Origin of the sequence: Affinirhizobium lemnae (assembly GCF_022968395.1) — a bacterium.
Classification (GTDB): Bacteria; Pseudomonadota; Alphaproteobacteria; order Rhizobiales; family Rhizobiaceae; genus Neorhizobium; species Neorhizobium lemnae.
Window position 1 is genome coordinate 1 of sequence record NZ_JALJQZ010000028.1, and the last position, 24,372, is coordinate 24,372.

22 protein-coding genes and 1 pseudogene are annotated in these 24,372 nt (G+C 54.4%); 7 read left to right on the plus strand and 16 right to left on the minus strand.

All coding sequences use genetic code 11. From position 1 onward, the window contains the following. Positions 1 to 195 precede the first annotated feature (195 nt). Positions 196 to 864, plus strand: a complete 669-nt coding sequence (locus MUU53_RS16045; RefSeq protein WP_247261797.1) for a GntR family transcriptional regulator — start codon at positions 196 to 198, stop codon at positions 862 to 864. 288 nt (positions 865 to 1,152) lie between these two features. Beyond that, a complete protein-coding gene (locus MUU53_RS16050) occupies positions 1,153 to 1,863 on the plus strand; it encodes a methylenetetrahydrofolate reductase (protein ID WP_247261798.1) in 711 nt (236 codons plus the stop codon). On the opposite strand, the gene MUU53_RS16055 is transcribed toward MUU53_RS16050, so the two are convergent. Continuing rightward, complete coding sequence (locus MUU53_RS16055; RefSeq protein WP_343229116.1) at positions 1,864 to 2,757, minus strand: lysylphosphatidylglycerol synthase transmembrane domain-containing protein; 894 nt, start codon at positions 2,755 to 2,757, stop codon at positions 1,864 to 1,866. A gap of 172 nt (positions 2,758 to 2,929) precedes the next feature. Here MUU53_RS16055 and MUU53_RS16060 point away from each other — a divergent pair, with 172 nt between their 5' ends. Continuing rightward, positions 2,930 to 3,865: a lipopolysaccharide kinase InaA family protein gene (locus MUU53_RS16060; protein ID WP_247261839.1), complete on the plus strand. Its 936-nt coding sequence runs from the start codon at positions 2,930 to 2,932 to the stop codon at positions 3,863 to 3,865. Positions 3,866 to 3,881: 16 nt separating this feature from the next. Here MUU53_RS16060 and MUU53_RS16065 read toward each other — a convergent pair whose 3' ends face one another. Further along, complete coding sequence (locus tag MUU53_RS16065; RefSeq protein WP_247261840.1) at positions 3,882 to 5,126, minus strand: amidohydrolase family protein; 1,245 nt, start codon at positions 5,124 to 5,126, stop codon at positions 3,882 to 3,884. Positions 5,127 to 5,201: 75 nt separating this feature from the next. Between MUU53_RS16065 and MUU53_RS16070 the strand changes: the two genes are divergently transcribed. Then, positions 5,202 to 5,606, plus strand: a complete 405-nt coding sequence (locus tag MUU53_RS16070; RefSeq protein ID WP_247261800.1) for a nuclear transport factor 2 family protein — start codon at positions 5,202 to 5,204, stop codon at positions 5,604 to 5,606. An 8-nt stretch (positions 5,607 to 5,614) separates the two neighbouring features. Then, positions 5,615 to 7,192: a gamma-glutamyltransferase family protein gene (locus tag MUU53_RS16075; RefSeq protein ID WP_247261801.1), complete on the plus strand. Its 1,578-nt coding sequence runs from the start codon at positions 5,615 to 5,617 to the stop codon at positions 7,190 to 7,192. A 141-nt stretch (positions 7,193 to 7,333) separates the two neighbouring features. Here MUU53_RS16075 and MUU53_RS16080 read toward each other — a convergent pair whose 3' ends face one another. Both MUU53_RS16080 and MUU53_RS16085 read right to left on the minus strand, forming a co-directional pair. Next, on the minus strand, positions 7,334 to 8,524 hold the full coding sequence (locus tag MUU53_RS16080) for an acetyl-CoA C-acyltransferase (RefSeq protein ID WP_247261802.1): 1,191 nt from the start codon (positions 8,522 to 8,524) through the stop codon (positions 7,334 to 7,336). 10 nt (positions 8,525 to 8,534) lie between these two features. Continuing rightward, the gene (locus tag MUU53_RS16085; protein WP_247261803.1) at positions 8,535 to 9,299 is read right to left on the minus strand and encodes a 3-hydroxyacyl-CoA dehydrogenase; all 765 of its coding nucleotides are present in this window, start codon (positions 9,297 to 9,299) and stop codon (positions 8,535 to 8,537) included. A 130-nt stretch (positions 9,300 to 9,429) separates the two neighbouring features. Here MUU53_RS16085 and MUU53_RS16090 point away from each other — a divergent pair, with 130 nt between their 5' ends. Then, positions 9,430 to 10,374, plus strand: a complete 945-nt coding sequence (locus MUU53_RS16090) for an AraC family transcriptional regulator (protein ID WP_247261804.1) — start codon at positions 9,430 to 9,432, stop codon at positions 10,372 to 10,374. 145 nt (positions 10,375 to 10,519) lie between these two features. On the opposite strand, the pseudogene MUU53_RS16095 reads toward MUU53_RS16090, so the two are convergent. The 9 genes and pseudogenes from MUU53_RS16095 to MUU53_RS16135 form a co-directional block, all read right to left on the minus strand. Then, a pseudogene (locus tag MUU53_RS16095) lies at positions 10,520 to 10,707 on the minus strand (IS630 family transposase); the annotation flags it as partial. Positions 10,708 to 10,907: 200 nt separating this feature from the next. Continuing rightward, positions 10,908 to 11,621: a response regulator transcription factor gene (locus MUU53_RS16100; RefSeq protein ID WP_247261805.1), complete on the minus strand. Its 714-nt coding sequence runs from the start codon at positions 11,619 to 11,621 to the stop codon at positions 10,908 to 10,910. After that, the gene (locus tag MUU53_RS16105) at positions 11,590 to 14,130 is read right to left on the minus strand and encodes an ATP-binding protein (protein ID WP_247261806.1); all 2,541 of its coding nucleotides are present in this window, start codon (positions 14,128 to 14,130) and stop codon (positions 11,590 to 11,592) included. Before MUU53_RS16105 ends, MUU53_RS16100 begins: the two co-directional genes overlap by 32 nt. Before the next feature lie 290 nt (positions 14,131 to 14,420). Next, the gene (locus tag MUU53_RS16110; protein WP_247261807.1) at positions 14,421 to 15,290 is read right to left on the minus strand and encodes a D-psicose 3-epimerase; all 870 of its coding nucleotides are present in this window, start codon (positions 15,288 to 15,290) and stop codon (positions 14,421 to 14,423) included. A gap of 65 nt (positions 15,291 to 15,355) precedes the next feature. Beyond that, entirely contained in the window at positions 15,356 to 15,517 is a 162-nt protein-coding gene (locus MUU53_RS16115) for a nucleoside/nucleotide kinase family protein (protein WP_247261808.1), read from the minus strand. Positions 15,518 to 15,896: 379 nt separating this feature from the next. Beyond that, positions 15,897 to 16,892 (minus strand): ABC transporter permease, encoded by a 996-nt coding sequence (locus tag MUU53_RS16120; RefSeq protein ID WP_247261809.1) that lies wholly within the window; start codon positions 16,890 to 16,892, stop codon positions 15,897 to 15,899. Beyond that, positions 16,889 to 17,905, minus strand: a complete 1,017-nt coding sequence (locus tag MUU53_RS16125) for an ABC transporter permease (RefSeq protein ID WP_247261810.1) — start codon at positions 17,903 to 17,905, stop codon at positions 16,889 to 16,891. The genes MUU53_RS16120 and MUU53_RS16125 overlap by 4 nt, the downstream gene beginning before the upstream one ends. Continuing rightward, entirely contained in the window at positions 17,898 to 19,391 is a 1,494-nt protein-coding gene (locus tag MUU53_RS16130) for a sugar ABC transporter ATP-binding protein (RefSeq protein ID WP_247261811.1), read from the minus strand. Before MUU53_RS16130 ends, MUU53_RS16125 begins: the two co-directional genes overlap by 8 nt. A gap of 106 nt (positions 19,392 to 19,497) precedes the next feature. Continuing rightward, positions 19,498 to 20,478 carry an autoinducer 2 ABC transporter substrate-binding protein gene (locus MUU53_RS16135; protein WP_247261812.1) on the minus strand — a complete coding sequence of 327 codons (981 nt, stop codon included), beginning with the start codon at positions 20,476 to 20,478 and terminating at the stop codon, positions 19,498 to 19,500. 238 nt (positions 20,479 to 20,716) lie between these two features. Here MUU53_RS16135 and MUU53_RS16140 point away from each other — a divergent pair, with 238 nt between their 5' ends. Continuing rightward, the gene (locus MUU53_RS16140) at positions 20,717 to 21,784 is read left to right on the plus strand and encodes a LacI family DNA-binding transcriptional regulator (RefSeq protein WP_247261813.1); all 1,068 of its coding nucleotides are present in this window, start codon (positions 20,717 to 20,719) and stop codon (positions 21,782 to 21,784) included. A gap of 39 nt (positions 21,785 to 21,823) precedes the next feature. Here the strand turns inward: MUU53_RS16140 and MUU53_RS16145 are convergent, their stop codons facing one another. Genes MUU53_RS16145 through MUU53_RS16155 form a run of 3 tightly spaced genes read right to left on the minus strand, consistent with a single transcriptional unit; the run spans position 21,824 to position 24,004 of the window. Continuing rightward, positions 21,824 to 22,219: a hypothetical protein gene (locus MUU53_RS16145; protein WP_247261814.1), complete on the minus strand. Its 396-nt coding sequence runs from the start codon at positions 22,217 to 22,219 to the stop codon at positions 21,824 to 21,826. A 35-nt stretch (positions 22,220 to 22,254) separates the two neighbouring features. Then, a complete protein-coding gene (locus MUU53_RS16150) occupies positions 22,255 to 22,896 on the minus strand; it encodes a hypothetical protein (RefSeq protein ID WP_247261815.1) in 642 nt (213 codons plus the stop codon). Continuing rightward, complete coding sequence (locus MUU53_RS16155) at positions 22,877 to 24,004, minus strand: phage tail tape measure protein (protein ID WP_247261816.1); 1,128 nt, start codon at positions 24,002 to 24,004, stop codon at positions 22,877 to 22,879. Before MUU53_RS16155 ends, MUU53_RS16150 begins: the two co-directional genes overlap by 20 nt. Positions 24,005 to 24,372 lie beyond the last annotated feature (368 nt).

The following is a 24,372-nucleotide window of genomic DNA, read 5'->3' on the forward strand; positions in this document are numbered from 1 at the left end:
CCAACTTCATGGGATTCGTCAAACTCGCAGCCATCGCCATCTGGCTCAAATAGCTAAATCGTCACTACCGCCTAGAATTTATTCGCAGAATGCCTAAAGGGCCTCATCGTCATCATTCTGAAAGCGGGGGGAGGCAAAGCCCAACATGCCCTTTATAAGATCGACAAGATGATCACAGAGTCTTATCACACAAGCATGAGCACGAAGATCGAAGACACGCTGGCGGTAAGGATCAGCAAGGTACTGGCCGAACGCATCATTGCCGGCGAGATTCCAGCTGGCGCCAAACTGCGGCAAGACCATATTGCAGCGGAGTTCGGGGCAAGCCATGTGCCTGTCCGCGAAGCGTTCCGTCGTCTCGAGGCGCAGGGTCTTGCTGCAAGTGAGCCGCGCCGTGGTGTTCGGGTGGCTTCCTTCCAGCTATCGCAGGTCAAGGAAGTAGCAGAGATGCGCGCGGCTCTTGAAGTGTTGGCATTGAGGCACTCGGCGCCCCACCTGACGCCCACACTTTTGAATGCGGCGGAAGAGGCTATTCGCGCGGGCGATTTGTCCAAAGACGTTCGAAGCTGGGAGGAGGCGAACCGTCTCTTCCACAGAACTATTTTATCACCATGCGGTATGCCGCGGTTGCTTGCAACAATCGATGATCTTCATGCCGCAAGCGCCCGCTTTCTGTTCGCGGCCTGGCAGTCCAATTGGGAAACCCAGACCGACCACGACCATACTGCGATCCTTGCCGCCCTTCGCCAGGGAAACGTCGAGACTGCCTGCTCGATTCTCAGTCGCCATGTGCAGTGGATCGGGCAACGGCCAATGTCGGCAGGCAATGGCACGGTGCGAAATGCATTTGCAATCATAGGCTAGGAAAGCTTAGCTCCAGGACATTCACGCGAATGTCGCAACCAGACACGCCGCTATGTTCATTGAACGGTAACCGTCGGGCAAAGGCCGCCAGGATCAAGAGAACGCATCTTTATGGACCTCAGACAAGACTCTACGGACAGTGCCCTATTGCCACCGCGCCTGATCGACAATTGGTCCATCGAAGTTCTTCCGCGCACAGCAGCCAAAGTCCCATCGTTCCGCGATCTCCTACCGGACGGAACTCAGATCTTTCTGGCGCATGTGGATGGAACTCCGATCCCGAGCCTGGTGGAGACTGCACGCCGCCTGCGCAACGAGGGATTTTCCGTCACGCCTCATTTGCCTGCCAGGTCATTCACCGGACGGCAGGAACTGAAGGATCTTCTTCACCAATACAGAAATGAAGCCGATGTAACCCACGCGCTTCTGCTCGCCGGTGGCGCACAATCCACGCGTGGCGATCTCCTGAGCTCCTTCGACCTAATCGACACAGGACTTTTTGACAAGTTGGGGTACAGACAGCTTCACGTGGCTGGACATCCAGAAGGCAGCCGCGATATCGATCCGGATGGGTCTACTCAAAATGTCGACGCTGCTCTTCTACGAAAGTGCGAATTTGCAAAACGCACCGATGCCCGTGTTGTCATTACGAGCCAGTTTCTGTTCGAGGTCCAGACACTGCTGGATTGGGCAAGCCGCATCGAAACCCTTGGTATCGATCTGCCAATTCACATAGGCCTGGCCGGACCGGCAAAGCTACAAACCCTCATAAAATATGCTATCGCCTGCGGCGTAGGCCCCTCGGTAAAGGTACTTCAAAAACGGGCTCTCAGTTTAAGCAGACTCCTGTTGCCTTATGAACCTACCGAAATGGCGCAAAAATTAGAGGCCTACAAATTCGCAAACCCGAGCAGCAGGATAGAGCGTTTCCACATGTTCCCGCTCGGCGGGATCGAACCCACCGTGCAATGGTGTCGTCAGCAAATGAAGGCCCAATAATCAGGCCACTTTCTTTTGCGCTTTCAGCGAGTTTCGTTCGAACAGCAGAACAATCACCAGCGAAGCAGCAAATGGAATGAGTAGGTAAAGAAGGCGGAAAACGATAAGGGCGGCCAGAACATCCGATGCCGGGACTTCCGGCAGGCTATTGACAAAAAGCAATTCAAGAACGCCCAATCCTCCCGGCGCACTCGATATCAGCGCTGCCGAAAAAGACAGAAGAAACAGACCAAGAATCGTAAGATAGCCCGGGTTCCCGATGTGCGGGAGCGCGAAATATATGATTGCGGCAGCGCCGAGCAATTCAAGCGGACCGATGATTAATTGAAGTATCACGATCCGCAGATTCGGATATTCGATCTTCAACGGTCCGATCTTGAACGGCTTCAGCTGCCGCCAACTACCACACACATAGGCAGCCACAAGAAGTAGCAGAAATACTCCAGCGGCTCTGACCAATTGCAGCGACATTTGATCAAAAAAACGAATTGCAATCGTCGGATCGATGATCAGCACGATCCCCGTCAGTATCACTGTTCCAAGCGCAAAGGTGAACGAGCAGAAAGCGACCAGCTGGCCAATTTCTAGCCCAGTAAGCCCTTTCGAAGAATACGCACGATATCTGATTAGCGAGCCAGATAGAACCGACGCACCCAAATTGTGCGATAATGCATATGTCGTAAAGGAGGTTAGGGTTATGAATATCCTGCTGACACGTCGCCCCAAATAGCGGAGAGCGAGAGAATCGTAACCCGCAAGTGCAGCATATGCAACGAGGGCCCCTAGAACTGCCAGCGTCCAATGCATTGGTGAGATCGCGGCAAGACTATCTCCGACATCTTCAAGCGAAAGGCCACTGACCTCTCGATAAAGCAGCCAGGCAGAAACGGCCACCACGCAAACGCCTAACACTGACCAACCATATTTCTTGAAAATCGCCTCGTCCCTCCCCGGCTTAAATTTTCTGCAAGACCGACTATTGAGCATAATCCCTGATATTTCGTGAGCAAGCTGCTATCGCACCAAAATTTAAAATGAATTGCATCAAATTGCTCAATGCGCGTTGGTGCAGATCATCAGCGTAAAATCGACCCAACTTGCATTCCTGTTGCGCATGGTGCATTCGTGCCTGAATTGTAACCAGTTGATCGCTAAACAGTTAACCTCGCCCGATTTGGCTACCCATCCGTTCATGCATGTTGCACGGTACCAAATAGTCGGCGACCGTCCACAAGCGTCAGAAGGTCTAGAAATGCCGCGAATACCAGCGGAAACAGTTGAACGCCTGAAGGCACTCGCCGCTGCGGGCAATCCGTCTCAGCGGGTCGAAAGCATTCAGTTGGGTGACGACATCTTCTGGGTAAAGCGTCCGGAGAAACTATCGCTGGTCTGGCGATTGCGTAAAGGGGATCCACTGCAGGCGCTTGCTCGCGAAGTCGATGGCTACCGGGCACTCAACGAACGCGGTTTGGCAGCGCCGCAACTGGTTGCGGCGGATACCGGATATTTCATCACCCGCAATGGAGGAACCTCTCTCGTTGCACTCCTGCATGATCCTAAAACGTCTGACGAAGAGCGCTCTCAAGCACTTTGCGCGGCGGCAACAGCGCTGCATCAACTCCATGCGGCGGGGATGGCACACGGTCGTCCAAACCTCAAAGACATTCTCTGGGATGGAAGCAATATCTGCTTCATTGATTTTGAGCTCTTCGGAGTCATCCGCAACATGCGGATGGCGCAGGTTTCAGATCTCCTGATTTTCGCTTTAAGCTGCTATGCAACATCCAGAATGAATGTTGCCGATATCAATAAAGCCTTGGCAAATTACAAAGCTGGCGATCAGCGTGGAATCTGGCGCGGTGCCATACGGTGGATACGCCGTGGTCGAGCTTTGGACTGGTTGATGCGTCCGCTTCTGCGTGGGAACAGGCGGGTTCGAGACTTACGGGCCCTTTCAGCCCTCATTCAGAACATGATCCTGCTTGATCAGACGACGGGCTGAAGCATGCCCGGCGCGTTCATTTCGCAGTTTCGCGAAATAGCCTTGCTGGTGGTCGCTCAAACGTTTGCTGGCCTGACTTGAAGCCCAGGACAGGCTGCGCGATCCCGCCAAAGGCCTCCAGTCGGTTGGTCGCATCCAGAACAACCAGATCTGCGGCATTGCCGACCATCAGACCGTAATCCGACAAACCCATTAACCGCGCAGCGCTATGCGTGATGAGAGACAGACAGGCGTCAAAGTCATCGGGCGAGAGATGCATACAATTTGCATAGAGGTTGGCCATACGCAACAAGGAGCAATCCCCAAACGGTGTAAATGGATTCAGCACATTGTTCGTTCCGATTGAGCACGTTATGCCCTGCGCCGCCAAAAGATGGACGGGCGCAATGCCCCGTGGTGGAAGAATGCCAGTGTCGCGTCCATTGAGGTACAGATCTGTCGACGGCAAAGCCGTCACCGCCACGCCGCTGGCCTTCAGTCGCTCCACAGATGATGTGAAGGACGGCCCGGTCATCGCCGCCAACTTTGTCGCGTGACCCACTGCAACCCTGTTGTGCCACCCAGTTTTATCTGTCAACCGGCAAACCTCACTCAACAAGCTGCCAGACGGATCCAGATCGAAATCAAGATGAAGATCCAGATCAACGTCGAAGTCGCGCGCAGTTTTGAACAACCAGCGCAGTTGCTCATAGGGGGCGGTGTCGGTGTAGGGGCAGCCGCCCAGAAGATCGGCACCATTCGACAATGCCTCAAGTAGAAACTCTGAAGTTCCAGGATCGTTGGTCAAACCTTCCTGCGGAAACACACAGATCTGAAGATTTAAACATGATTTATAATCGCTTTTTAGTTGCTTTATCGCATTGAAGCTTCGCAGACCGGCGCGTGGATCAACCTCGGTGTGGGCGCGCATATGCATTGTGCCTTGTAGGATTGCCTGCTCCACGACGCGCCGTCCTCTTTCATAAACGTCATCCATCGTGAATTCCGCCTTCAGTTGAGAAACGGCAGCGATGGCGCCTTTCAATGCACCCGAGGTATTCTGGCACCTGCAGAGCAGGCAAGCCTTGTCTAGATGGATATGAGAATCGACAAATCCTGGCAGAACCACTCGCCCACCAAGATTTCTCTCCACGGCACCTGATGCTGGTAGGGCCACGCCAATCCTTGTGATGAACCCATCCGAAATTGCAATATCTTCCGGCGTCTCTTTGCCAAGGAGCGCGCCACGCAAAATCAAATCACAGGAGAACTGGCTCATCAGTCTTATCACTCTTGTTACGATGCATACATCTAATGTATGCAATCATAATAGATTTCGTTATACAATAGGTGAACCATGAACGATCAGGCTTTGCTCGCTCTTCAATGTGTTGAGAACTATCTTGCTGCATCCATGGCGGCCGATCCAAAAAAAGCAGCTTCCTACACGGCGCCGGGGTTCATCTGCAGATTCACGGGCAACCGCGAATTCCGAACGACTTCAGGGCCGACAGATTTCAATGCAGCACGCTATAAATGGGTAAAAAAGAAAATTCTGCGGACCGACGTCATGACAGCTGATGGTGAGACGATCATATACAGCCTCGGCTATCTCTATGGCGAATGGCCTGACGGCACACCTTTCGACCACAATCGGTATGTGGACCGTTTTGTCGTGCGAGACGGGCTGATTGTCGAAACGGATGTATGGAACGACAGCGCCGAATGGCTCCTCGATCCGTCATGCAGTCGCAAACCTTGAGGGCAGCGATGACTGTAGCCGTCACGCGTGAGAAGTCGCAGCCGGGGATGGTAACCTCTCCAAATCCTCTCGCCACGGAGGCTGGAGCGGAGGTCATTAAGTCTGGCGGAACCGCAATCGAGGCTGCGATCGCAATCGGATCTGTTCTCACAGTGGTCACTCCCCACTTCTGCGGACTGGGCGGTGATGCTGTCTGGCTTGTGGCAGATCAGCATGGGAAAAGTCATTGTTTTCTTGGTATCGGGCAAGCAGGGGAGGCTACATCAGCGATCCGAAATCAACCGATCCCGCTTCGTGGTCCTGCCTCGATGCTGACAACAGCTTGCGTTGTCGATTGCTGGGATCATGCCCTGACGTTCTCGCGCGAAAACTGGTTTGGCACTAGATCTCTTCCCGCTCTTCTCGAGCGTGCGATGGACTTGGCAGCCAACGGATATGAGCCCAGCAAATCACAGGATTTCTGGCTCGATTTCCGGTCTGGGGAAACGACGAACTGGCACGGATTTTCGCAGTATTTCGATCACCGCAACACAACGGGCCTTTTTAAACAGCCAGGGCTCGCAGATAGCTTTGCCGCACTTATGGCGGAAGGTGCGCGCAGTTTCTACGAAGGCAAACTCTCAAAAAGGATCGTCGAAGGTTTGAAGGCCGCCGGATCATGCCTTACCGCAGCGGACCTTGCTCGGACCCGTACCCGTGACGTCTCCCCTCTGACGCTGGATTATCGAGGCACGATCCTTGTTGCCCCTCCTCCACCGACACAGGGGATGACGACGCTGGCGATCATGGGAATTCTCAACCATATGCGTATGGCATCTGCTCCGAAGGGATCTGCAGAGCGGTATCATCTTCTTGTCGAGGCCGTGAAACGCGCATTCATGGACCGAGCGCATGTTTCAGATCCCGCGAGCATGAGCTGGAATCCGAAGGATCTTTTGGCGACCGAACGGCTGAGGGCGGCTGCCGACACAATCGATCTCGATCAGGCCCTGGTTTGGCCGCATCAACATCAACACGGTGACACAGTATTTTTCTCGGCAGTAGATAAACAGGGCCGGTGCGCAAGTGTCCTGCAGAGCACCTACTTCGATTGGGGAAGTGGTATTGTCGTCGGTGATACCGGTATTCTCTGGCAAAACAGGGGTGCCGCGTTCTCGACACAACCTGGCCATCCCAACTGTATTGCGCCCGGCAAACTTCCTTTCTACACGCTCAATCCGGGTCTCGCACTGCGGCAAGGACGACCTTTTCTAACCTACGGAACGCAAGGCGCAGATGGGCAACCACAAACACTTGCCGTTCTCCTGACCGCCTTGCTCGATGATAAGCTCACGCCAGCGGAAGCACTAGAGCAGCCGCGGTTCCTTTTGGGCAAAACCTTCTCTGACGCCCGGGATAGCCTCAAAGTTGAAGGCATGATGAGCGATGAATGTGTGGAGCAACTTGCCGGTCGTGGACATGATCTGGCGCGGCTCGCGGCATTCTCGCCGATCTTTGGACAGGCCGGTGCCCTTCTCTTCGATACAGATCGAACACCGAGTGCCGCCCATGATCCACGCGGCGAAGGATGCGCATGGATTGAGTGATCGATCCCGATCTCTCTGCGGTTTGACTTATGATGTATGCGTTAAAAGCGTGTCAGCAGTTTACCTGGGGCATAGTAAAACAAAGAGATAGAGCATTTCAGGTGACCAAATTTTTCACCGGAAATGCTCTCTAATGATACGTTAACCAATCAGTTCGATCGCCATGGCCGTTGCCTCGCCGCCACCGATACATAGCGATGCAATTCCCCTGCACAAGCCCTTTGACCTTAGGGCGTTCAAGAGTGTGACTAGAACGCGGGCACCGGAGGCCCCTATCGGATGACCAAGCGCGCACGCTCCTCCATGGATATTCACCTTGTCATGAGGAAGATCCAAGGCTCTCATTGTTGCCATCGTCACCACCGCGAAGGCTTCATTGATTTCATACAGGTCGACTTCCCCTGGTTGCCAATCGAGCGCATCACACAGTTTGCGGATCGCGCCAATTGGGGCTGTTGGAAAGTCAGCAGGCGCACCGGCATAGGTGGCGTGACCCACAATTCTCGCAAGAGGCGTAAGTTGCTGACGCTCTGCTTCACGCCTGCTCGTGAGCACAATCGCAGCCGCACCATCCGATATCGATGACGCATTCGCAGCCGTTATCGTTCCTCCCTCGCGAAAAGCAGGCCGGAGAGACGGAATCTTATCAGGTCGTGCCAATGAAGGCTGTTCATCAAAGGAAACGGATCGTGTTGCCCGGTTAACCTCGACCTCAACCGGGCAGACCTCAGCGATAAAAGATCCATTGACGATCGCGGCCTGAGCCCGACTTAGCGAAGATAACGCAAACTCGTCCTGCGCCTGCCGCGAAAAGCTGTGAGCCTGCGCGCAGTCTTCCGCGAAAGTACCCATCAGGCGGCCGTGTTCGTAGGCGTCTTCAAGACCATCCAAAAACATATGGTCCAGAACACTACCATGTCCCATGCGCAGACCGGTCCGAGCCTTCTTCAGGAGGTAGGGTGCATTGCTCATACTTTCCATGCCGCCGGCGATAACGACCGCGGCGCTGCCCGACCGGATCAGATCGCTACCCAGCATGACTGCTTTCATGCCGGAACCACACATCTTATTAATTGTCGTGGCGCCTGCCGATAAGGGGAGCCCAGCCTTGATGGCCGCCTGCCGCGCGGGTGCTTGCCCCTGCCCGGCCGAAAGGACGCACCCTATAAGCACCTCATCCACCAATTCAGGATCGAGTCTTGAGCGTTCTACTGCGGCGCGAATTGCCGCCGCTCCCAGGTCGCTGGCTGAAAGAGTCGACAAACCGCCTTGGAAGGCACCCATCGGCGTTCGTGCCGCAGCCGCAATTACAACAGAGTCATCACGCGTCATATCTACCTCCTCACCGTGGCGCCATGCGAAGAGCACCGTCCAATCGGATGACCTCGCCATTCAGCATAGGATTTTCGATTATATGACCGACCAACATCGCGTATTCATCCGGCTTGCCGAGACGCTTCGGAAATGGCACGGATGCACCGAGCGCATCCTGAACCTCCTGGGGCATCCCCGCCATCATTGGCGTTTCGAAAATGCCAGGTGCTATAGTCACAACCCTGATGCCGTGTTGCGCCAACTCTCTCGCTGCCGGCAGTGTCAACGCAGCGACGCCACCTTTAGAAGCGGCGTAGGCTGCCTGACCGATCTGACCGTCATATGCAGCAATCGAAGCCGTATTGATGATCACGCCTCGCTGTCCATCCGTACCAGGCGCATTTCCCATCATAGCCTCCGCACAAAGCCTGAGTAGATTAAAACTACCAACGAGGTTGATCATCAGGGTGCGTGTAAATCTTTCCAGATCATGAGGACCTGACCGACCAATGATCTTCTCCCCTGGTGCCACTCCAGCGCAATTCACCAGACCGTCGATGGTGCCGAATTGCGTCACAGCAGCAGCAATCGCATCTTTGACCTGACTTTCGGATGTCACATCCGCCTCAAATGTTGCTGTACGAGTTCCGATCTCTTGCGCGGCGCGACTCAACTTCTGGCCATCAAGATCCAACAAGACAAGATTGGCGCCCTGCACGGCCAGATGTCTAGCAGTCGCCAAACCCAAGCCGGAACCTGCTCCAGAGATTACATAAGTTCGATCAACAGTCATTTGCTCCTCCAAAAGAAACAGGATGATGAAATGATGAGCCGACTGTGGCAATCAATGACCGAACAAAACAACAATGATGTCAAATTTTACCATGCCTAGACATAGCAATTCGCTCATAGCTCCATGTTTCGTGGATGAGGCACTGAAGCCCCTGCTCAATCGCGGGATAGATCCCGCCTCGCTCCTGAAGTCGTGCGGCATCAATGCAGGTTTGCAGGAACCCGTTACAATCAGCAGTTACGGCAAGCTTTGGCGTCGGGTAGCCGATGTTCTCGATGACGAGTTTTTCAGTCTTGGCACCCAACAAATGCCACGGGGCAGCTTTGAGCTGTTATGTCACTGCGTGATCACCAGCAGGACGCTAGAAGAGGCGCTTGCGCGTGGCCTGAAGTTTCTATCCATTGTCCTGTATCAGCCCAGCGCAAGGCTTCAGGTAGCAAAAGGGCAAGCCATACTCCAGGTAGTTAAAGAGGTACCGAATGGATCCGCCTTCACTTACAGGACATTTTGGCTGATCATTCTAGGTGTCTGTTGCTGGCTTATCGGTAAACGGATTCCACTCCTCAAAGTCGAGTTTGCCTGCGAAGCACCCAAGGATATAGCGGATTACTCTATTTTCTTTGGATGCAAGGTAGAGTATAGTTCTGATAAGACTGCCTTATACATGGACAAAGCTTTTTTGACGCTGCCGAACATACGTCGATCGACGGATGTGCCCAAATTTCTCCAGAAGGCCCCGGCGAATATTCTGATTCGGTATCGTCACGATCAGACATTTACAGAGCTTGTTCGTACCACGCTTGAGGCCTCCTCACCCACAGACTGGCCGAAGTTCGATAAATTGGCTTCCATTATCGGCATATCGCCGTCAATCCTGAGACGAAAGCTTAAAAGTGAGGGAACCAATTACTCGACAATCAAGGGTCGCATGAGATTGAAGCTTTCTCGGGAGATACTGGAAACATGCGAGATGACGATTTCGGACCTTGCATTCCATATGGGATACTCTGAACCGAGTGCGTTTCATCGCGCCTTCAAGAAAGCATGTGGCACAAGCCCACGCAGTGGGAAATAGATAATCAGGACCCGATCGAAAGGGAGCATACTGAACTACGGCGTTATGTTTTTTCTCTTTTACCTCGCCAACCGTTTTCGATTTCCGAAATGACGGCAGCAGACCTCGCGCGTCAGCACAGCCGCGAAGTTAGAGCGCGTCCACTTTACTCGGGGTCATATCCGCAGGATTTGAAGCAGTTGGCGCATTCTTGCGGCTCGAACAGGGTGACGATGTGGCCGACCGTATTTCATAGCCCTCGATGGTCCGCTCGGCTTTGGCGCGCAAGACAGTTTTGAGCTTGGCGAAGGCTTTCTCGATGGGGTTGAAGTCTGGACTGTAAGGCGAAAGGTATCCAAAGAATAAAACCTGCCCATGATTCATCTGCATCTCAGGGGAATCACAGTTCCTCAAAAGATGGAACTCTCCGAGTCTCGTTATTCGAACGATACTTTAGAGTTTCCAGTGAAAACGGAATCACATGCTATGCTCTATCTCATTGTTTTTACACAGTCCAGACGTATAATCGCTGATTCTCTTTTACTGGACCTGCCCTAGTTGGTCCCTATGACGAGGGCATAACCCACACCGCGGATGGTGGCGATTGGCGCGTCTCTCCCGTCCAATTGCATCTTTTTGCGCAAACGTGCGATGAGATTATCGACGGTATGTCCACTGATCGAGGTCGGATCACGATTGGCTATGACGTCAAGTAGAAAGTCGCGCGAAAGTGCCTCACCAGGCTTAGATGCCAGGGCGACCAGGATGTTCATCTCACCGGCAGTCAATTCCAGCAATTGTCCATTTGGGCGAAAAAGCTCACGGCGAACGACATCGAGGATCCACCCGTCGAACGTGATTACTGGTTCCCGTGAGCGCCGGAGCACACTTCGAATCCGCGCATGAAGCGTTTTCAGATTGATAGGCTTCGTAACATAATCATCACCTCCAGCGTCCAGACCTGCCAGAACATCGTCATCGGAATCGCGCGCGGTGACAAAAATTAGCCCATAAAGAGAGCCGAGCCTGAGCTTGCGAGCAGCTTCAATGCCGTCACCATCCGGCAGGTTCACGTCGAGAAGAATGATATCAGGCTGATGGCTCTGCAGCCGTTGACGCATCTCCGCCAGGGAGCGGGCTGCGAAGGTTGTCATGCCGTTCTGTTTGAGAAATGAGCAGATCAGCTCCAGGCTCTCTGGTGCATCTTCAACCACAAGAACCGTTGTACTCATGACGTTACTCGATACTCCGCCGCTGACCTGCGGCACTGACTGCGTTTATTTGGGATATGCTGAAATAAACGGCGTTCCGCAATTTCGAGCACGTTTCTATGTGATGCTGTGGTTCTGCTGTCAACGCCTGCGCTGCGGCTTCGGCAAGTATCTGATCGCCCATGTTCGCGGCACTTCCCTTCAGCCGATGGGCAATCTCCCTCAATCCGACGTCAGTTATGTCGACTTTCTGAAGAATGTCATGCTCATCTGCGAGATGCTTCAGGAACAGGTCGTTCACGTTCGAATATGTTTGTTCGCCGGGCAGAATGACGGAACTTTCGTCGACTGCGACACCCAGCAGGCACGCAGTAAGTTCCTCATCAGACATATTCAAGCTGAGCGAAATTACACGACTTTGCTCAGGATCTTTGGCACCTGACAAGGGCATTTCGTTCTTGAACACGACGAGGGAGGCCGATGCGGGCAAAAGTGGGCTGAGATCTCGCAGATCGTCTGACCCGTCGAATACAACCACGCCTGCGAAGTACCTGGCTTTCAGCATGGCTTGAGCAGCCAAAAAGTCCCGCGCAGGGAATAAACGCAAATCCAGTCTACGCAATCGCAATTGGAGCGTCTTCGGAAGATCCCCGACTACCAATACATCGTCGCCTCTTCGTAGAGGACTAATCGATTTCCTTCTCTCCGGTAAAGACGCCAGAAGACGCAAAAGAGCGTCGATGTCGATCGGTTTGGAAAGATGCCCGTCGATCCCTGCGGCGAGTGACCGCTCGATGTCTTCGCGCATCGCATTGGCCGTCAACGCGATGATCGGCAGTGCACCGATTTCGCCGCCAAGCGCCCGAATTCGTCGCGTGGCTTCAAAGCCGTCCATTCCTGGCATCTGCAGATCCATCAGGACGACATCGAAGGAACGATGCTGGATGCGTTCGAGAGCAGCCAGGCCGCCGTCAACAACCTCGCAACGATGCCCCGCGGCCGTCAAAAGGCCGGACGCAACGGCCTGGTTCACTGGATTATCCTCAACGATCAGAATATCCAGTGATCGCGGACTTGTCTTCTCGTCGAATTTCGCTGGCTTTTCCGCAATATCACTGGGCGCAACGGGAGGAAGCGGCAAGCTGACGCAGAAAGAACTACCGACGCCCGGTTCGCTCTTCACAGCGATAGACCCCTGCATCGTTTCGACGAGACGGCGCACAATGGCAAGACCCAAACCCGATCCGCCAAAGCGTCGCTTGATCGTAGCATCGACCTGCACAAACGGCTCAAACAGGCCGGGAATTTGCTCGGGCGGAATGCCAATGCCGCTATCCCTGACCTCAATGCGCACTCGATGCTCTGCCTTGTCTTGTCGGATATTGATCATGACATAGCCAACTTCGGTGAACTTGACCGCATTTCCCACAAGATTGAACAAAATCTGCCGCAGACGCGCGGCATCCCCCAGGAACCAGCCAATGCTCGGGGCTTCTTGCTCAAGCCTAAGTTCGATCCTTTTCTCCCGGGCGCGCGGCGTCATAAGGTCCACAACGTCCTGCGTCAGGCGACCAAGATCCACCGGTTCATGCAGAACGACATCAGCACCACGTTCAAGGCTGGAGAGATCCAGTACGTCATCCAGAATGGCGCGCAAAGCCTCAGCGGAACGGCGCACGACGCTCAACCGCTCACGAACGGAAGTGCTGAGTTTCTCGCCCAACAAGAGCTTAATCATCCCAAGGATGCCATTCATCGGCGTGCGGATTTCATGGCTCATCACCGCCAGAAACTCGCTTTTAATCCGTTCCCCGGCTTCGGCCCGCTCCTTGGCAGCGATCAGTTCGCGGTTGATGCGTCGCATCTCCTCCATATGCAGGAATTCGACGCGTCGCATGCGGTTCAACTGTATGCGTGCCATATTGCCGACGACATAAGCTACTGTCGCCACGAGAAATATGGAGGAAAGATCCAAGAGGCTTTCGGGATCGGGTCTTAGGATACCCCAGAACACCAGACTGATGGTCCAGGCGTAGACGCTGGCCAGCGCGACAGGTAGAGCGCGCCCAGGCAGATACATTGGCAGCGCGATCGCGATCAACGGAATGAGCGCTCCGCCGTGTCTTGTCAAAGCCGGATGATTGAAGATCAACGCGTTGAAAAAGAAGAAGACTATGGTTTGCGTATAACTTGCAAACACAATCTCCCGCTGCGAATTTGCCCTGGCCAGGGCAAACAGCGTTACCACGCAAAGGACTACGAGACCGAAACGGATGCCGAGAAACTCATAGAGCATCGGCGTCTTGATCATCATCAGGTCCATCGGCGCGAAGGAAACACTCGCCAAGGTCGTCGCCAAAACACAGAGGCGGGCAATATTCAGCGTCTCGGCCCGAGCAGTTTCTGTATACCGAGCCTCGACATCACGGTCACGAAATTCACCGGTCCATATGATCGCACGACGCTGATCAACCGGCTGTTGCTGCATTGAGGTCATGGAGGCAACGCTACTGAGGAAACTTCCGTTCTTATTGCACAGTTCGCTCAGATTACGAAAGGTGGCCAATCCTCAATCCGCCTCTGACGAAAGCACTTTCTCCAGCACGATCTTGCCCTGATCCTGATGGTGAGTCTTCCGTAAAGGAGTGAACCGCCTATCGCTGCGGGCCTCCGAGCAGATGATCCATACAACGAATGAAAGACTATCGCATGGCCCACGCAAAATGTGCTGCGGTTTTGCGATAAGGACCTACGACAAATCAGAGGGTTAAAGCGTCAGAAGCGAATCTGAAAGATCGAGACTCAAATTGCGGTGATGTGAGGCGATCTTCCAGAAATCCAGCTGCGGTGTGATTATCAACCACCCAGGACAAATCTGGAAAATGCCAGCGAATGGCGTGCATCCTCATCGAGCTTTGCTTCGTCGGCACCATTTGTCAGATCCCGCCACACACGGATGTCAGATCCGATTGTTCCACCTGTCTTTACGAAGGGCTCCATAACGACTGAACCTGTATAATTGATCTCCCGCAGCGCCGTGCCGATTTCATGCCAAGGCATCCGTCCCTTGCCCGGAACCCGGCGATTACTTTCCCCTGTATGGAAGTGTCCGAGAAGCGTGCCTGCAGTACGAATCGCGTCTCCGAAACTATCTTCCTCGATATTCATGTGAAAGGTATCGAGCATGACCTTGACGTTCGGCTTGTCGACTTGCTTCACGAAGGCAACCCCTTCGGCGGCTGTATTGAGCACATGGTTCTCGAAGCGGTTCAGAACCTCGATGCAAAGGTTGATCCCAAGGTTGTTCGCAAAATCCGCGATACCATGGATGCCTTCCACACCCCGGGCCCAATCGCCTTCCTTGTCCACCGTCTGCGAATAATCGACCGGCCAATAGGAATGCAAAGCGCCACCAATAGTCTTGATATCAAGCTTTGCGACATTGGTGAGCGTTTGTTCGAAAAAGGCTTTTCCAGCGGCGCGAACTGCCGCATCCGGAGAGGAAAGATAACTGTTCTTGGACGGGCCGATGCCAGCGGTCAGGATAATGTTATTGTCAATCGCACTTTGCTTGATAGCAGCCAGTTCTGCATCACTGTACTCGTTGATATGGTGTGCCGCGACTTCAATGACATCGAAGCCCAGCTTGGCGACCTTTTCAATGTAAGGGCCGAATTTTGCGCTCCACTCGTGCTCCCAGTAAGAATAGTAAATTCCATGTTTCATTGGTATTTTTCCTTTGAGATAGACAAGAAAGAACCGTCCTGTTGGACTGCCTCACTTGCTGTTGTTCACGCGCAGATAGGGATCTGTGCTGTTGAAGCGATGAAGAAGCCGTTCGACAAGCCTCGCTCCACTGTCTTTTGGCTATCCTCAGAGAACAAGCCGAAACTGCGCCACCGGCCGACAATGCGGCGGCGCAGTTCCTCGACGAAAACGATCAGATCGAACATTGACTTTTGCCTGTCCCACGGCGTTTGCCGTGCCAGAAGACAGTTGCCTTCACATACGATTACCTCCTTCGATCGAAGTATGGGCCATTCCCCTGCTCGGGCGACCTCGAGCGAGCTGTCGAAGACGGGAACTGCGGCACCATTATTCTTATTCGTTTTGAGGCGCCGCAACATGTCTCGCAGTCCGTATATACCGGCGCCAAGCCCATACTTTCCCAATAGTAGGCGGCTATGTTTTGCGTTGCAGGTTAGAAGTTCAATCCAAGGGATTTCAATGAAATCCTGACGATAGCTTGCAGCTCCTTCGATATCCCGTTTTACTCCAGCGTGGTGCCAAATCGTGGCCCACACCGTTGCATGAATCCCATCTGGCTGCACGTCAGGCCTTCTTTCTTCTAAAAATGTGAGAGTTCGAAGCCAGTGTGCGTGCCGCCATCACAACAATCATCAACACGCCCCACAGAGCGGTTGCGAGATGCTGGTTTGCGCCCATGAGATTGAGGCCGGAGGAAAGCAATTGCAGAACGATCAGTGCCACGAAGACCGGAAGCACGCGACCGAACCCGCCAAACGGATTGATACCGCCGAGGAAAGCCGCCAGCACAGTGATCAGCAGATAGGATTCGCCATGGCCTACGCGCACGGAGTTGAACCGGGCCAGCATGATAATACCGGCAATGGCGCACATGATGCCTGATAGGGTGTAGACCAAAACAACGATCTTGCGCGTGTTCAGGCCCGAATAATGCGCCGCCTCCAAATTGGAGCCGATCATCAGCAGACCAAAACCAAGCTTGCTGCGGGTCAGAAGAACATGCCAAGTCGCTACACAAACGAGGAAGATCAACAAGGGGACCGGGAGGCCAAAGATCGATCCATGACCGATGAGGCCCACATAGCTTGGAAAGCCTGAGATATCACCGCCGCGCGTCAAAAACTCTCCAAGACCGCGCAGAAAGATCATCATCGACAGGGTTACGAGAATAGGATGAGCGCGGGTGTAGGCAATGGCAACGCCCGTCAGCGCACCGGTAGCAGCTCCAGTCCCAAGGGCGGCCAGGCAGGCGAAGAGAAAAGCGCTGGTGGGTGCGTCCACGCCGCCATGAGTCTGCCACACCCAGGCTGCGGCGAGGCCTGAAAGGTTCGCCGCAAAGGTGATGGACAGGTTGATGCCACCAGTCAGCAGCGGCAAAAGCATGGCAAGCGTCAACAAACCCAGTTCCGGAAGCTGGAAGGCAACCGAGCCGAATGTCGCCATGGAGAGAAAGTTGTCTGCCGCGAGGCCGAAAATCAGCAGAACGGCCACAAGAGCCACCATCGGCCCGCCCATATCTGGGCCGAAACTGGCCCTGAAGTTCCGGACAAATGCCTTCATGACCGGTGGTTCCCTTTTCGTACGGAGTTTTGCAGCGCTTTCGGCAGGAGCTTGTCGAAGCGAGTGGAAGACAGTGTGATAGCGGCAAGGATGATGGCACCTACAATCATCTTGAAGGCGAACGGTGAGACACCCATCAGATTCAGGCCGTTCTGCGTAATGGAAACGAGCAGGACGCCGAGCACGCAGCCCAGTACCGAACCCTTGCCACCACCTAGGCGGGCACCGCCCAGAACCGTCGCGGCGAGAACATCCAGTTCGCGTCCGTAAAGGGCATTGGGCACGACCTCCTGGGCATAGTGCGCCTGCATGAGACCTGCGATACCCGCCATCAGACCTAGCCAGCCAAAGGAGACGTAATGCATGGCCGCGATATTGATACCGAAGCGGCGCGCACCTTCGGGATTATCGCCAAAGGCATAAAGCTTACGCCCCGTTGTCGTGCGCGAGATCATGAAGGATGTTGCTATGCAGCAAAGTATCATCACCACGACCGGCAAGGTTAACTCTATCCAGGAACCGTCCGCCATCTCGTGCTCGAAGAAAACAAAGCGCGTTGCAAGCCAATCAGGCAGATTGTAAATAGAAACGCCCTTGGTGACGAACATCAGAAGACCGAAGAATACATTGAATGTCGAGATGGTTGCGACAATCGAGATAATCTGAAGCCGATAAATGAGAAAGGCGTTGATCAGGCCAAGTCCCATTCCGACACAGCCCGCAATGATGAAACCTACGGCCCAGTTGCCGCCTCCCAGAGTCAGCAGAGCCAGTACGGTGACATACTGAACAACGGAAGCCGCGACTGCGAATGATATATCGATGCCCCCTGAGATCAAAACTACCAGCAGGCCGACCGCGAAGATGATGTTCACGGCTGAAACATTTAGCACGTCGAAGGCGTTGGCGATGGTCAAAAACCGATCCGTACCGACGGATAGCCCAAGACAAAGCAGGACTGTCACGGCAAGCAGCGTCAGCTCGGTTGGTTTACTTTGGATGAGTCTACGCATAGACGGCGGACTCCAGTTCTGTAAGTGATATCTGACGCGGATCGTAGACTGACTTAAAACAGCCATCCGCCATGTGCACTACACGGTCGGCGTTGAAATAGACCTCCGGAGGTTCGTCGGAGATGATGACGATGGACAGACCCTCTGCTGCAAGTTTGCGAACAATTTCGAAAATGCCTGCTCTTGCTCCGACATCCACACCGACGGTTGGCGCATCCAGGATCAATATTTTCGGACCGATGGCCAGCCATTTGGCGATGGCCACCCGTTGCTGATTGCCGCCTGACAAGGTACGGATCGGATCATGAGGTTTGCCGATCTTTACGGCCAACTCTGAGATCCAGCGGGAAACGACCTCTGCCTTACGCCTCGACGAGATGAGACCGCCGACAAGAATTCGATCAAGTGAAGCCATAACGAGATTATCAGCGATGGACTGAGGCTGGTTGAGACCAAGCGAAAGTCGGTCTTCGGAAAGATAGGCAATGCCAGCCCGGATCGCGTCTCGATTGGAGGCAAAACTCACCCTCTGCCCTTCCACAATGATCTCCCCCGAGTGAGGGCGGCGCATTCCGAACAGGGTCAGGGCCAACTCCGTACGTCCAGCCCCCAAAAGGCCTGTGATGCCTAGTGTTTCGCCTTGCCGAATATCGAAAGACACATTTGAGAATTCGCCGTCGCGCGTGAGGTTTCGAACAGAAAGAACCACCGGCGCATCCACATGATCGGCGGCGATCACAGCGCTATCGAAATTGCGACCGGTCATCAATTCGGTCACCCGCGACTGAGTCATGCCCTCGACTGGATAGACACCCACCATAGAACCATCCCGCAGCACGGTTATGCGATGGGAGATCTCTAGAACCTCTGCCAATCGATGGGAGACGAAAACGACCGCCACCCCCGAATCCGAAAGATTACGGACAATCCCAATCAGGTAATCCGCTTCCGATTGCGTCAACGAAGCCGTTGGTTCATCCATGAACACCAGCCGCGCTTCGCCAACAAGGGCGCGGGCGATTGCTACAATCTGTCGCTGCGCAATCGGCAACTCCTTCAGTGGAAGGTGGAGGTCCAGACTTACACCAAGGCGCGCCAAGGCCTTCCTAGCCGCCTCCTCAATGGCACGCTTATCGACTAGACCATACTTGCCTTTGACCGCAAGCTGGAAGCTGATGTTCTCCGCCACTGACATTTCGCCGAAAAGCGCAAGATCCTGCCAGATGACCTGTATCCCGAGCGATTGCGCAAGGTTTGGCGTCATCGTCGCAATCAGCTTACCGTCGAAAGTAAATTGGGCTCCAAGTTGTGGTCTATAAACACCAGTGATCACCTTGATCAGCGTACTTTTGCCGCAACCGTTTTCGCCAGCCAGGCAATGAACCTCGCCGGGGTTGACCTCGAACGATACCCCTTTGAGAGCACGGACGCCGCCAAACGTAACGTTGATGTTTTTCAGGGAAAGAAGCGGACTGACGCCAGCCATCGCGTATACTCCGTCTGGCCACGCATCCCGTGGTCATTCGCATGCCTTGGAAGTCGAAGGGGCCGCGCATTCCTAACGTTGACGCAGCCCCAGGTCTCCTAGAGGTTCAGAGACCCATGGAGACGAGCTTATCGATACTTTCCTTGTCGATCTTCAAAAGCTGATCGACAACAATAGTATTGCCATCGGGCGTGATTGTGCCAAGACCTTCAATGTTGTCCCCGGCTTTCGGTGTCTGGCCTTTGGCAATGCGGTCAGCAAGCGTCACGAAGACCTCGCCTGCCTGCTTCGGATTCCACATGAAGCCTCCGGTCAAGGCGCCGCTCTTGATAAGCTTAGCTCCCTGCCCTGGAGAAAATGGACCAGTTACGAAGACCTTGCCGTCCTTTCGGCGCTCTTCCACGGCGCGACCGGCGCCAATCGGCCCCTGGGAACCAAATGCCAGGAAACCGGCGAGATCAGGATTGGCGGACATCAAATCAAGCGCGGTGGAGCGGCTCTTGTCGAGGTCTTCGGCAACGCCATAACGGTCCCCGACAAGCTTCATGTTCGGATAATTAGCCTTGATATAGGCGATCGCAGCATCTGCCCAAGCATTATGCAGAGGCACGGTCAAAGAACCTACGAATACCGCGTAGGAGCCCTTGCCACCCATCTTCTCACCGAGGAGCTTGGCATGGGCCTCACCGAAACCCTTTGCAGATGCCAGTTCGAAATCCCAATCCGCACCAACCTGCTTCGGCGATTCGTGTGTGATGACTTTGATGCCAGCTGCCTGCGCTTTCTTCAAAACGGGCTCCAGCACTTTGGCATCATTCGGGACAACGCCAATGAAATCAACTTTTTGGGCGATCAGGTCTTCGATCGCGCGAACCTGTAGTGCAGGATCGGCGCTGGTAGGCCCGACCATGAAACCATTGACGCCCAACTTTGCACTACGTTCCTTGATACCGGCCTCCATGGCGTTGAACCAGGGAATGCCTCCAATCTTCACGACGACGCCGATTTTCGTCTCGGCGGCAAATGCTGCAGTAGATGTGAAAAGCGCCAGCGAAATGCCAAGCGCGACTGCAAAAACTTTCTTCATGGGGCCTCCTCCTCTTGTTATCCCCTGACGCGGAAAGGCGTTACCGCGAGAGCACTGCCCTGCGGTTGAATACCTCGAGCCTGACGCAGGCTCCTCCCCTCGTCGCTCCTCTAGCGAACCACCAGCACAATCGATATTTCTCTCATGCTCAATCGATGGTGCATTTACATTATCACTAAGCACCCTTTCGTCAATAGGGCGAGTGATCTACAAATGCCAGACGCAGGGAGATTCCGGCATGAACGAAAAAGAACAAAAGAAAGCAACGATTTACGATCTCTCGATCAGATCGGGAGCGTCGGCATCGACTGTTAGCGCCGTGCTAAACGGTTCCTGGCGTAAGCGTCGGATCTCCGAGAAAACCGCAAAGCGGATCACGTCTCTGGCCGAGGAACTCAGATATACCGCCAACCAGCAAGCCAGGGCTTTACGAAGCTCGCGCTCCGGTCTTGCTGGCCTTATCCTGCCGGTCTACGATACACGCTATTTTTCTTCCTTGGCTCAAACCTTTGAGGTGCAGGCACGCAATCGTGGCCTTCTCCCTGTCGTAGTTTCTGGGCGACGGTGTCCTGAGGAAGAACGTCGTGTTGTAGAATCACTTGTGGCTTATTCGATCGATTCGCTTTTCATTGCTGGCGCGACAGATCCCGACGGCGTTCATGGAATTTGTTCGCGTGCGAGGATCCCTCATGTCAACATCGATCTGCCAGGTAACCTGGCGAGTTCGGTAATTTCCGATAACCGGCAGGGCGCGCGTGCTCTGACAGCCGCCATAATCCGTCACGCGCAACAGATGGGACGACTGAGCCCCGATGATGTCTACATGTTCGGTGGTCGCGATGACCATGCCAGCCGGGAACGCATTATTGGCTTTCATTCCGCCAAGAGCGAACTCGTTGGATGCTCCCGAGGAAGCGATAGCGAAAGTACGGGTTACTCCCCAAGCATGACGGCCATGGCTTTCGAACGTTTTTATAAGCGCCATGGCACGTTACCGCGCTGCTTCTTTATAAACTCCTCGATCAACTTTGAGGGATTACTACGCTTCATGGGCAAACATGACGGCGAAGCTTTTGAGGATATTGTCGTGGGATGTTTCGACTATGATCCCTTTGGTTCATTCTTGCCATTTCCTGTTTACATGATCCGACCAAACATCTCGGAAATGTTAGAAAAAGGTTTCGAACTTCTCGACATCGAGAATGATACGGCCAGAATTGTATTGATCGAACCGCAGCTTGTACTTCCTCGTACAGCCTTGGAGGGTCCACTGGATGACTTGAAGGATAGCGTGCCTGATGGCTGATTGTCTCGTCTCCAACGAAAGATATGAGCGGCTTATTAATCACGCGAGGCCCCTTCCCACATCGTGCAGAGACCGCGCTTTCGCCTTTTGAATTGCGCGGGCCTCATCGCGCCGCGCTTTGAGCGCCGCAAGCTTCGGGTTCGGCGTGGTGATGTTCTGTGTAAGCCTGATGTTCGATGACTGTTGAAGCGAGGTGTGCTTCTGCGGATCGGCGGCGGGTTGCGCCTGTCGCGGCTGGCCGGGATCGACAATCGTCGGGCTAACGTGGAAGTTCAAAATGCCCATAAGACGCACGACAATGCCGCGAGCATCGCCTTCCGCAATCTTACCCTGTTCAATCAATCCGTCCCGATAAGCCTGCATAGACTGTTCGGCAGCGGGCTTCATGTCGATGCCAAGCTTTTGCTTTACATCGGATGCGGCACCTAATGCCACGCCGGAAGCATCCCCGGTAGGGCCGCCGCCCGTTCTTAGGTCCATGTGCTCGCGGAGACTGAAATCTGCTCGGCACCTTTGCCGTAAAGGAAACGTTGCCGAAGGCTTGGCTGGCTTTGATCAGAGCCGTTCGGGTAGCGCCTGCGCCATTCATCCATGAAGAGCTGTTTATCGCTAGGCCGCTCACCTTCACGCATCAGATTGTCTGCAAATCCGCGCATGCCTTCGGTTAGTACAGGAAGAGCCGGTTCCGCGATCTTCTTCAGCCTGTATGCGGCGGCAGACGTCGCTCTGTCTGCCTGAGAGTTCAGGTTGTCGGTATTGGTCCCATAATCACCGTCGATAACGCCGCCAGCATTTTCCATCTGCTCCATGCGTTTGACGATGAGGTCCAAATCCTTGAAGACTGCATTGTAACCTCTGTAAGCCTCGGAGTTCCGGAAGAGGCTGCGCGTCTTCTCTTCGTCGCCCTGGACGGCTTTTTGATAGGCGCGCAAGGATTCCAGAACGGGGTCTTTCCCAGCCGCGATAGCATCCTTGCGGATTTGGTAAATGTTCTGGCCGTACTCCTCTTCGAAGCGGCCAGCCACATCAGGTGAAACCATATCGGTCAACATGGCTTCATAGGACGTCTTGGCCTGATCGTTGCTCCCGGCTTCACGGGCAATAGACTGCACCCATGGCAGATGTAAGACGAACGCCTCTGAGGCCGGTTGAGCCTTGTCCGGCCATAGCAGCAAAGAGCGAAGGGCCATGCTGTGCCATGTCCTTCACTTCGAACTTGCCCATTTTGCCGCCGACCGCGATGCTTTCGTAACCGGCAGGCATGTCAGACGGTTTGAGCCCCATGATCTCCCGCATGGAAACGGTTGTTCCGGCAACGTCCACCGGATCGGCGTTTGTGGCCTTACCGACCTTGATCACGCCTTCCGTCATCGTCGCGGCATCTTTGGCATCCACGCCATTGCTAATCAGCGTGCCGAATGTTTCCTGCGCTCTTGCTGTGCCAACGCCGTATTTCGCACCGGCCCGACCCAAGATCTCGTCAATCCGCTTCTGTTCCTTGTCGTCATACTCACCAGTCACGCGCAAGGCATCGCTTCGCTGTTCATCGTTGGCGGCGGCTTTGACCGTCGCGACACCGGCAACGGCCACGCCTGCCGGAACTGCCCCCATAAGGTAAGCACCACCTGCCGTCACAGCCAAAGGGACGGCGATCTGATCAGCGGCACCTTCAATGGCGGACATGATGCCAGCGCGTGGCGCAACGCTTGCACCTTGACGATAGGGAGCACCGGTATGCGGGGCGACTTGTCCACCGGCATTCACGCCTGTCAGTTTCTGCTTCAGGTTTGCGACGGCTTGCGCAACACGGCCAATCGCCGTTTCTGCTTGCGCTGCATCGCTTTTCAGGCCAGCGAATGCGTTATTGTCCACATTGCCCAATGCGGCCTTTAGTTCGGTTGCTTCCGACTTTATGGACCGGATTGCCCATTCGGCCTGACCAGCATCAACTTTCAGCTTGGCAAGTGAGCCGCCGTAAATCTGGCCGGTGGCCTTATCAACGGCGTGGGCTGACTTTTTCAGTTGTCCAAGGCGTTCACGCGCCTTGTCGGCATCGCTTCCAACCTGCCTCAAACCTTGGCCAAGCTGTTCACCGGCTTTGGTACGTCCAAGCCGTTCCGCCGTTTGGCGTACCTCGTTCAGATCGCGCTTGGCTTGATCTGCTGGCCGGGACAGCTGGTTTTCAAGGCGAAGGCGTAAGGAAACGTCCATACCAGTCATCGTTCCAGTCCCCATGTCTGAGACCATGCCGAACGAATGGACGGATACCAGCGCAAGGCATTATCCCAGTACATCGAAAGCAGAAGCGGCAAGGTTCCGCTTTGGGTGAGGAACTGGCGATCCGTTGCTGTCATAAGCCGTATCTGCCGCCATCTTCCCTGTTGGTGGCAATGGGGCAATCAATGCCAGAGCAGCTCTTACATCACACAGTTGACCGGGCGTGATCTCAAAAGCCAGCGGTCGCCCCTTGGCATCGGCAACCACGTGGAATTTGGTGGTGCGACCGCCGCGAGACCTGCCAATCGCCTGCGCGTCCGCCCCCATTTATGGATGGCCCGCCCCTCCCGCCGGCACCAGTGTATGATGCC

Excerpts from the sequence above, each read along its gene's own strand:
- MUU53_RS16045 (WP_247261797.1), top strand. The coding sequence starts at position 196 with ATGAGCACGAAGATCGAAGACACGCTGGCGGTAAGGATCAGCAAGGTA.
- MUU53_RS16070 (WP_247261800.1), top strand. The coding sequence starts at position 5,202 with ATGAACGATCAGGCTTTGCTCGCTCTTCAATGTGTTGAGAACTATCTT.
- MUU53_RS16075 (WP_247261801.1), top strand. The coding sequence starts at position 5,615 with ATGACTGTAGCCGTCACGCGTGAGAAGTCGCAGCCGGGGATGGTAACC.
- MUU53_RS16080 (WP_247261802.1), bottom strand. The coding sequence starts at position 8,524 with ATGACGCGTGATGACTCTGTTGTAATTGCGGCTGCGGCACGAACGCCG.
- MUU53_RS16085 (WP_247261803.1), bottom strand. The coding sequence starts at position 9,299 with ATGACTGTTGATCGAACTTATGTAATCTCTGGAGCAGGTTCCGGCTTG.
- MUU53_RS16110 (WP_247261807.1), bottom strand. The coding sequence starts at position 15,290 with ATGAAACATGGAATTTACTATTCTTACTGGGAGCACGAGTGGAGCGCA.
- MUU53_RS16115 (WP_247261808.1), bottom strand. The coding sequence starts at position 15,517 with ATGTTCGATCTGATCGTTTTCGTCGAGGAACTGCGCCGCCGCATTGTC.
- MUU53_RS16120 (WP_247261809.1), bottom strand. The coding sequence starts at position 16,892 with ATGAAGGCATTTGTCCGGAACTTCAGGGCCAGTTTCGGCCCAGATATG.
- MUU53_RS16125 (WP_247261810.1), bottom strand. The coding sequence starts at position 17,905 with ATGCGTAGACTCATCCAAAGTAAACCAACCGAGCTGACGCTGCTTGCC.
- MUU53_RS16130 (WP_247261811.1), bottom strand. The coding sequence starts at position 19,391 with ATGGCTGGCGTCAGTCCGCTTCTTTCCCTGAAAAACATCAACGTTACG.
- MUU53_RS16135 (WP_247261812.1), bottom strand. The coding sequence starts at position 20,478 with ATGAAGAAAGTTTTTGCAGTCGCGCTTGGCATTTCGCTGGCGCTTTTC.
- MUU53_RS16140 (WP_247261813.1), top strand. The coding sequence starts at position 20,717 with ATGAACGAAAAAGAACAAAAGAAAGCAACGATTTACGATCTCTCGATC.
- MUU53_RS16155 (WP_247261816.1), bottom strand. The coding sequence starts at position 24,004 with ATGACTGGTATGGACGTTTCCTTACGCCTTCGCCTTGAAAACCAGCTG.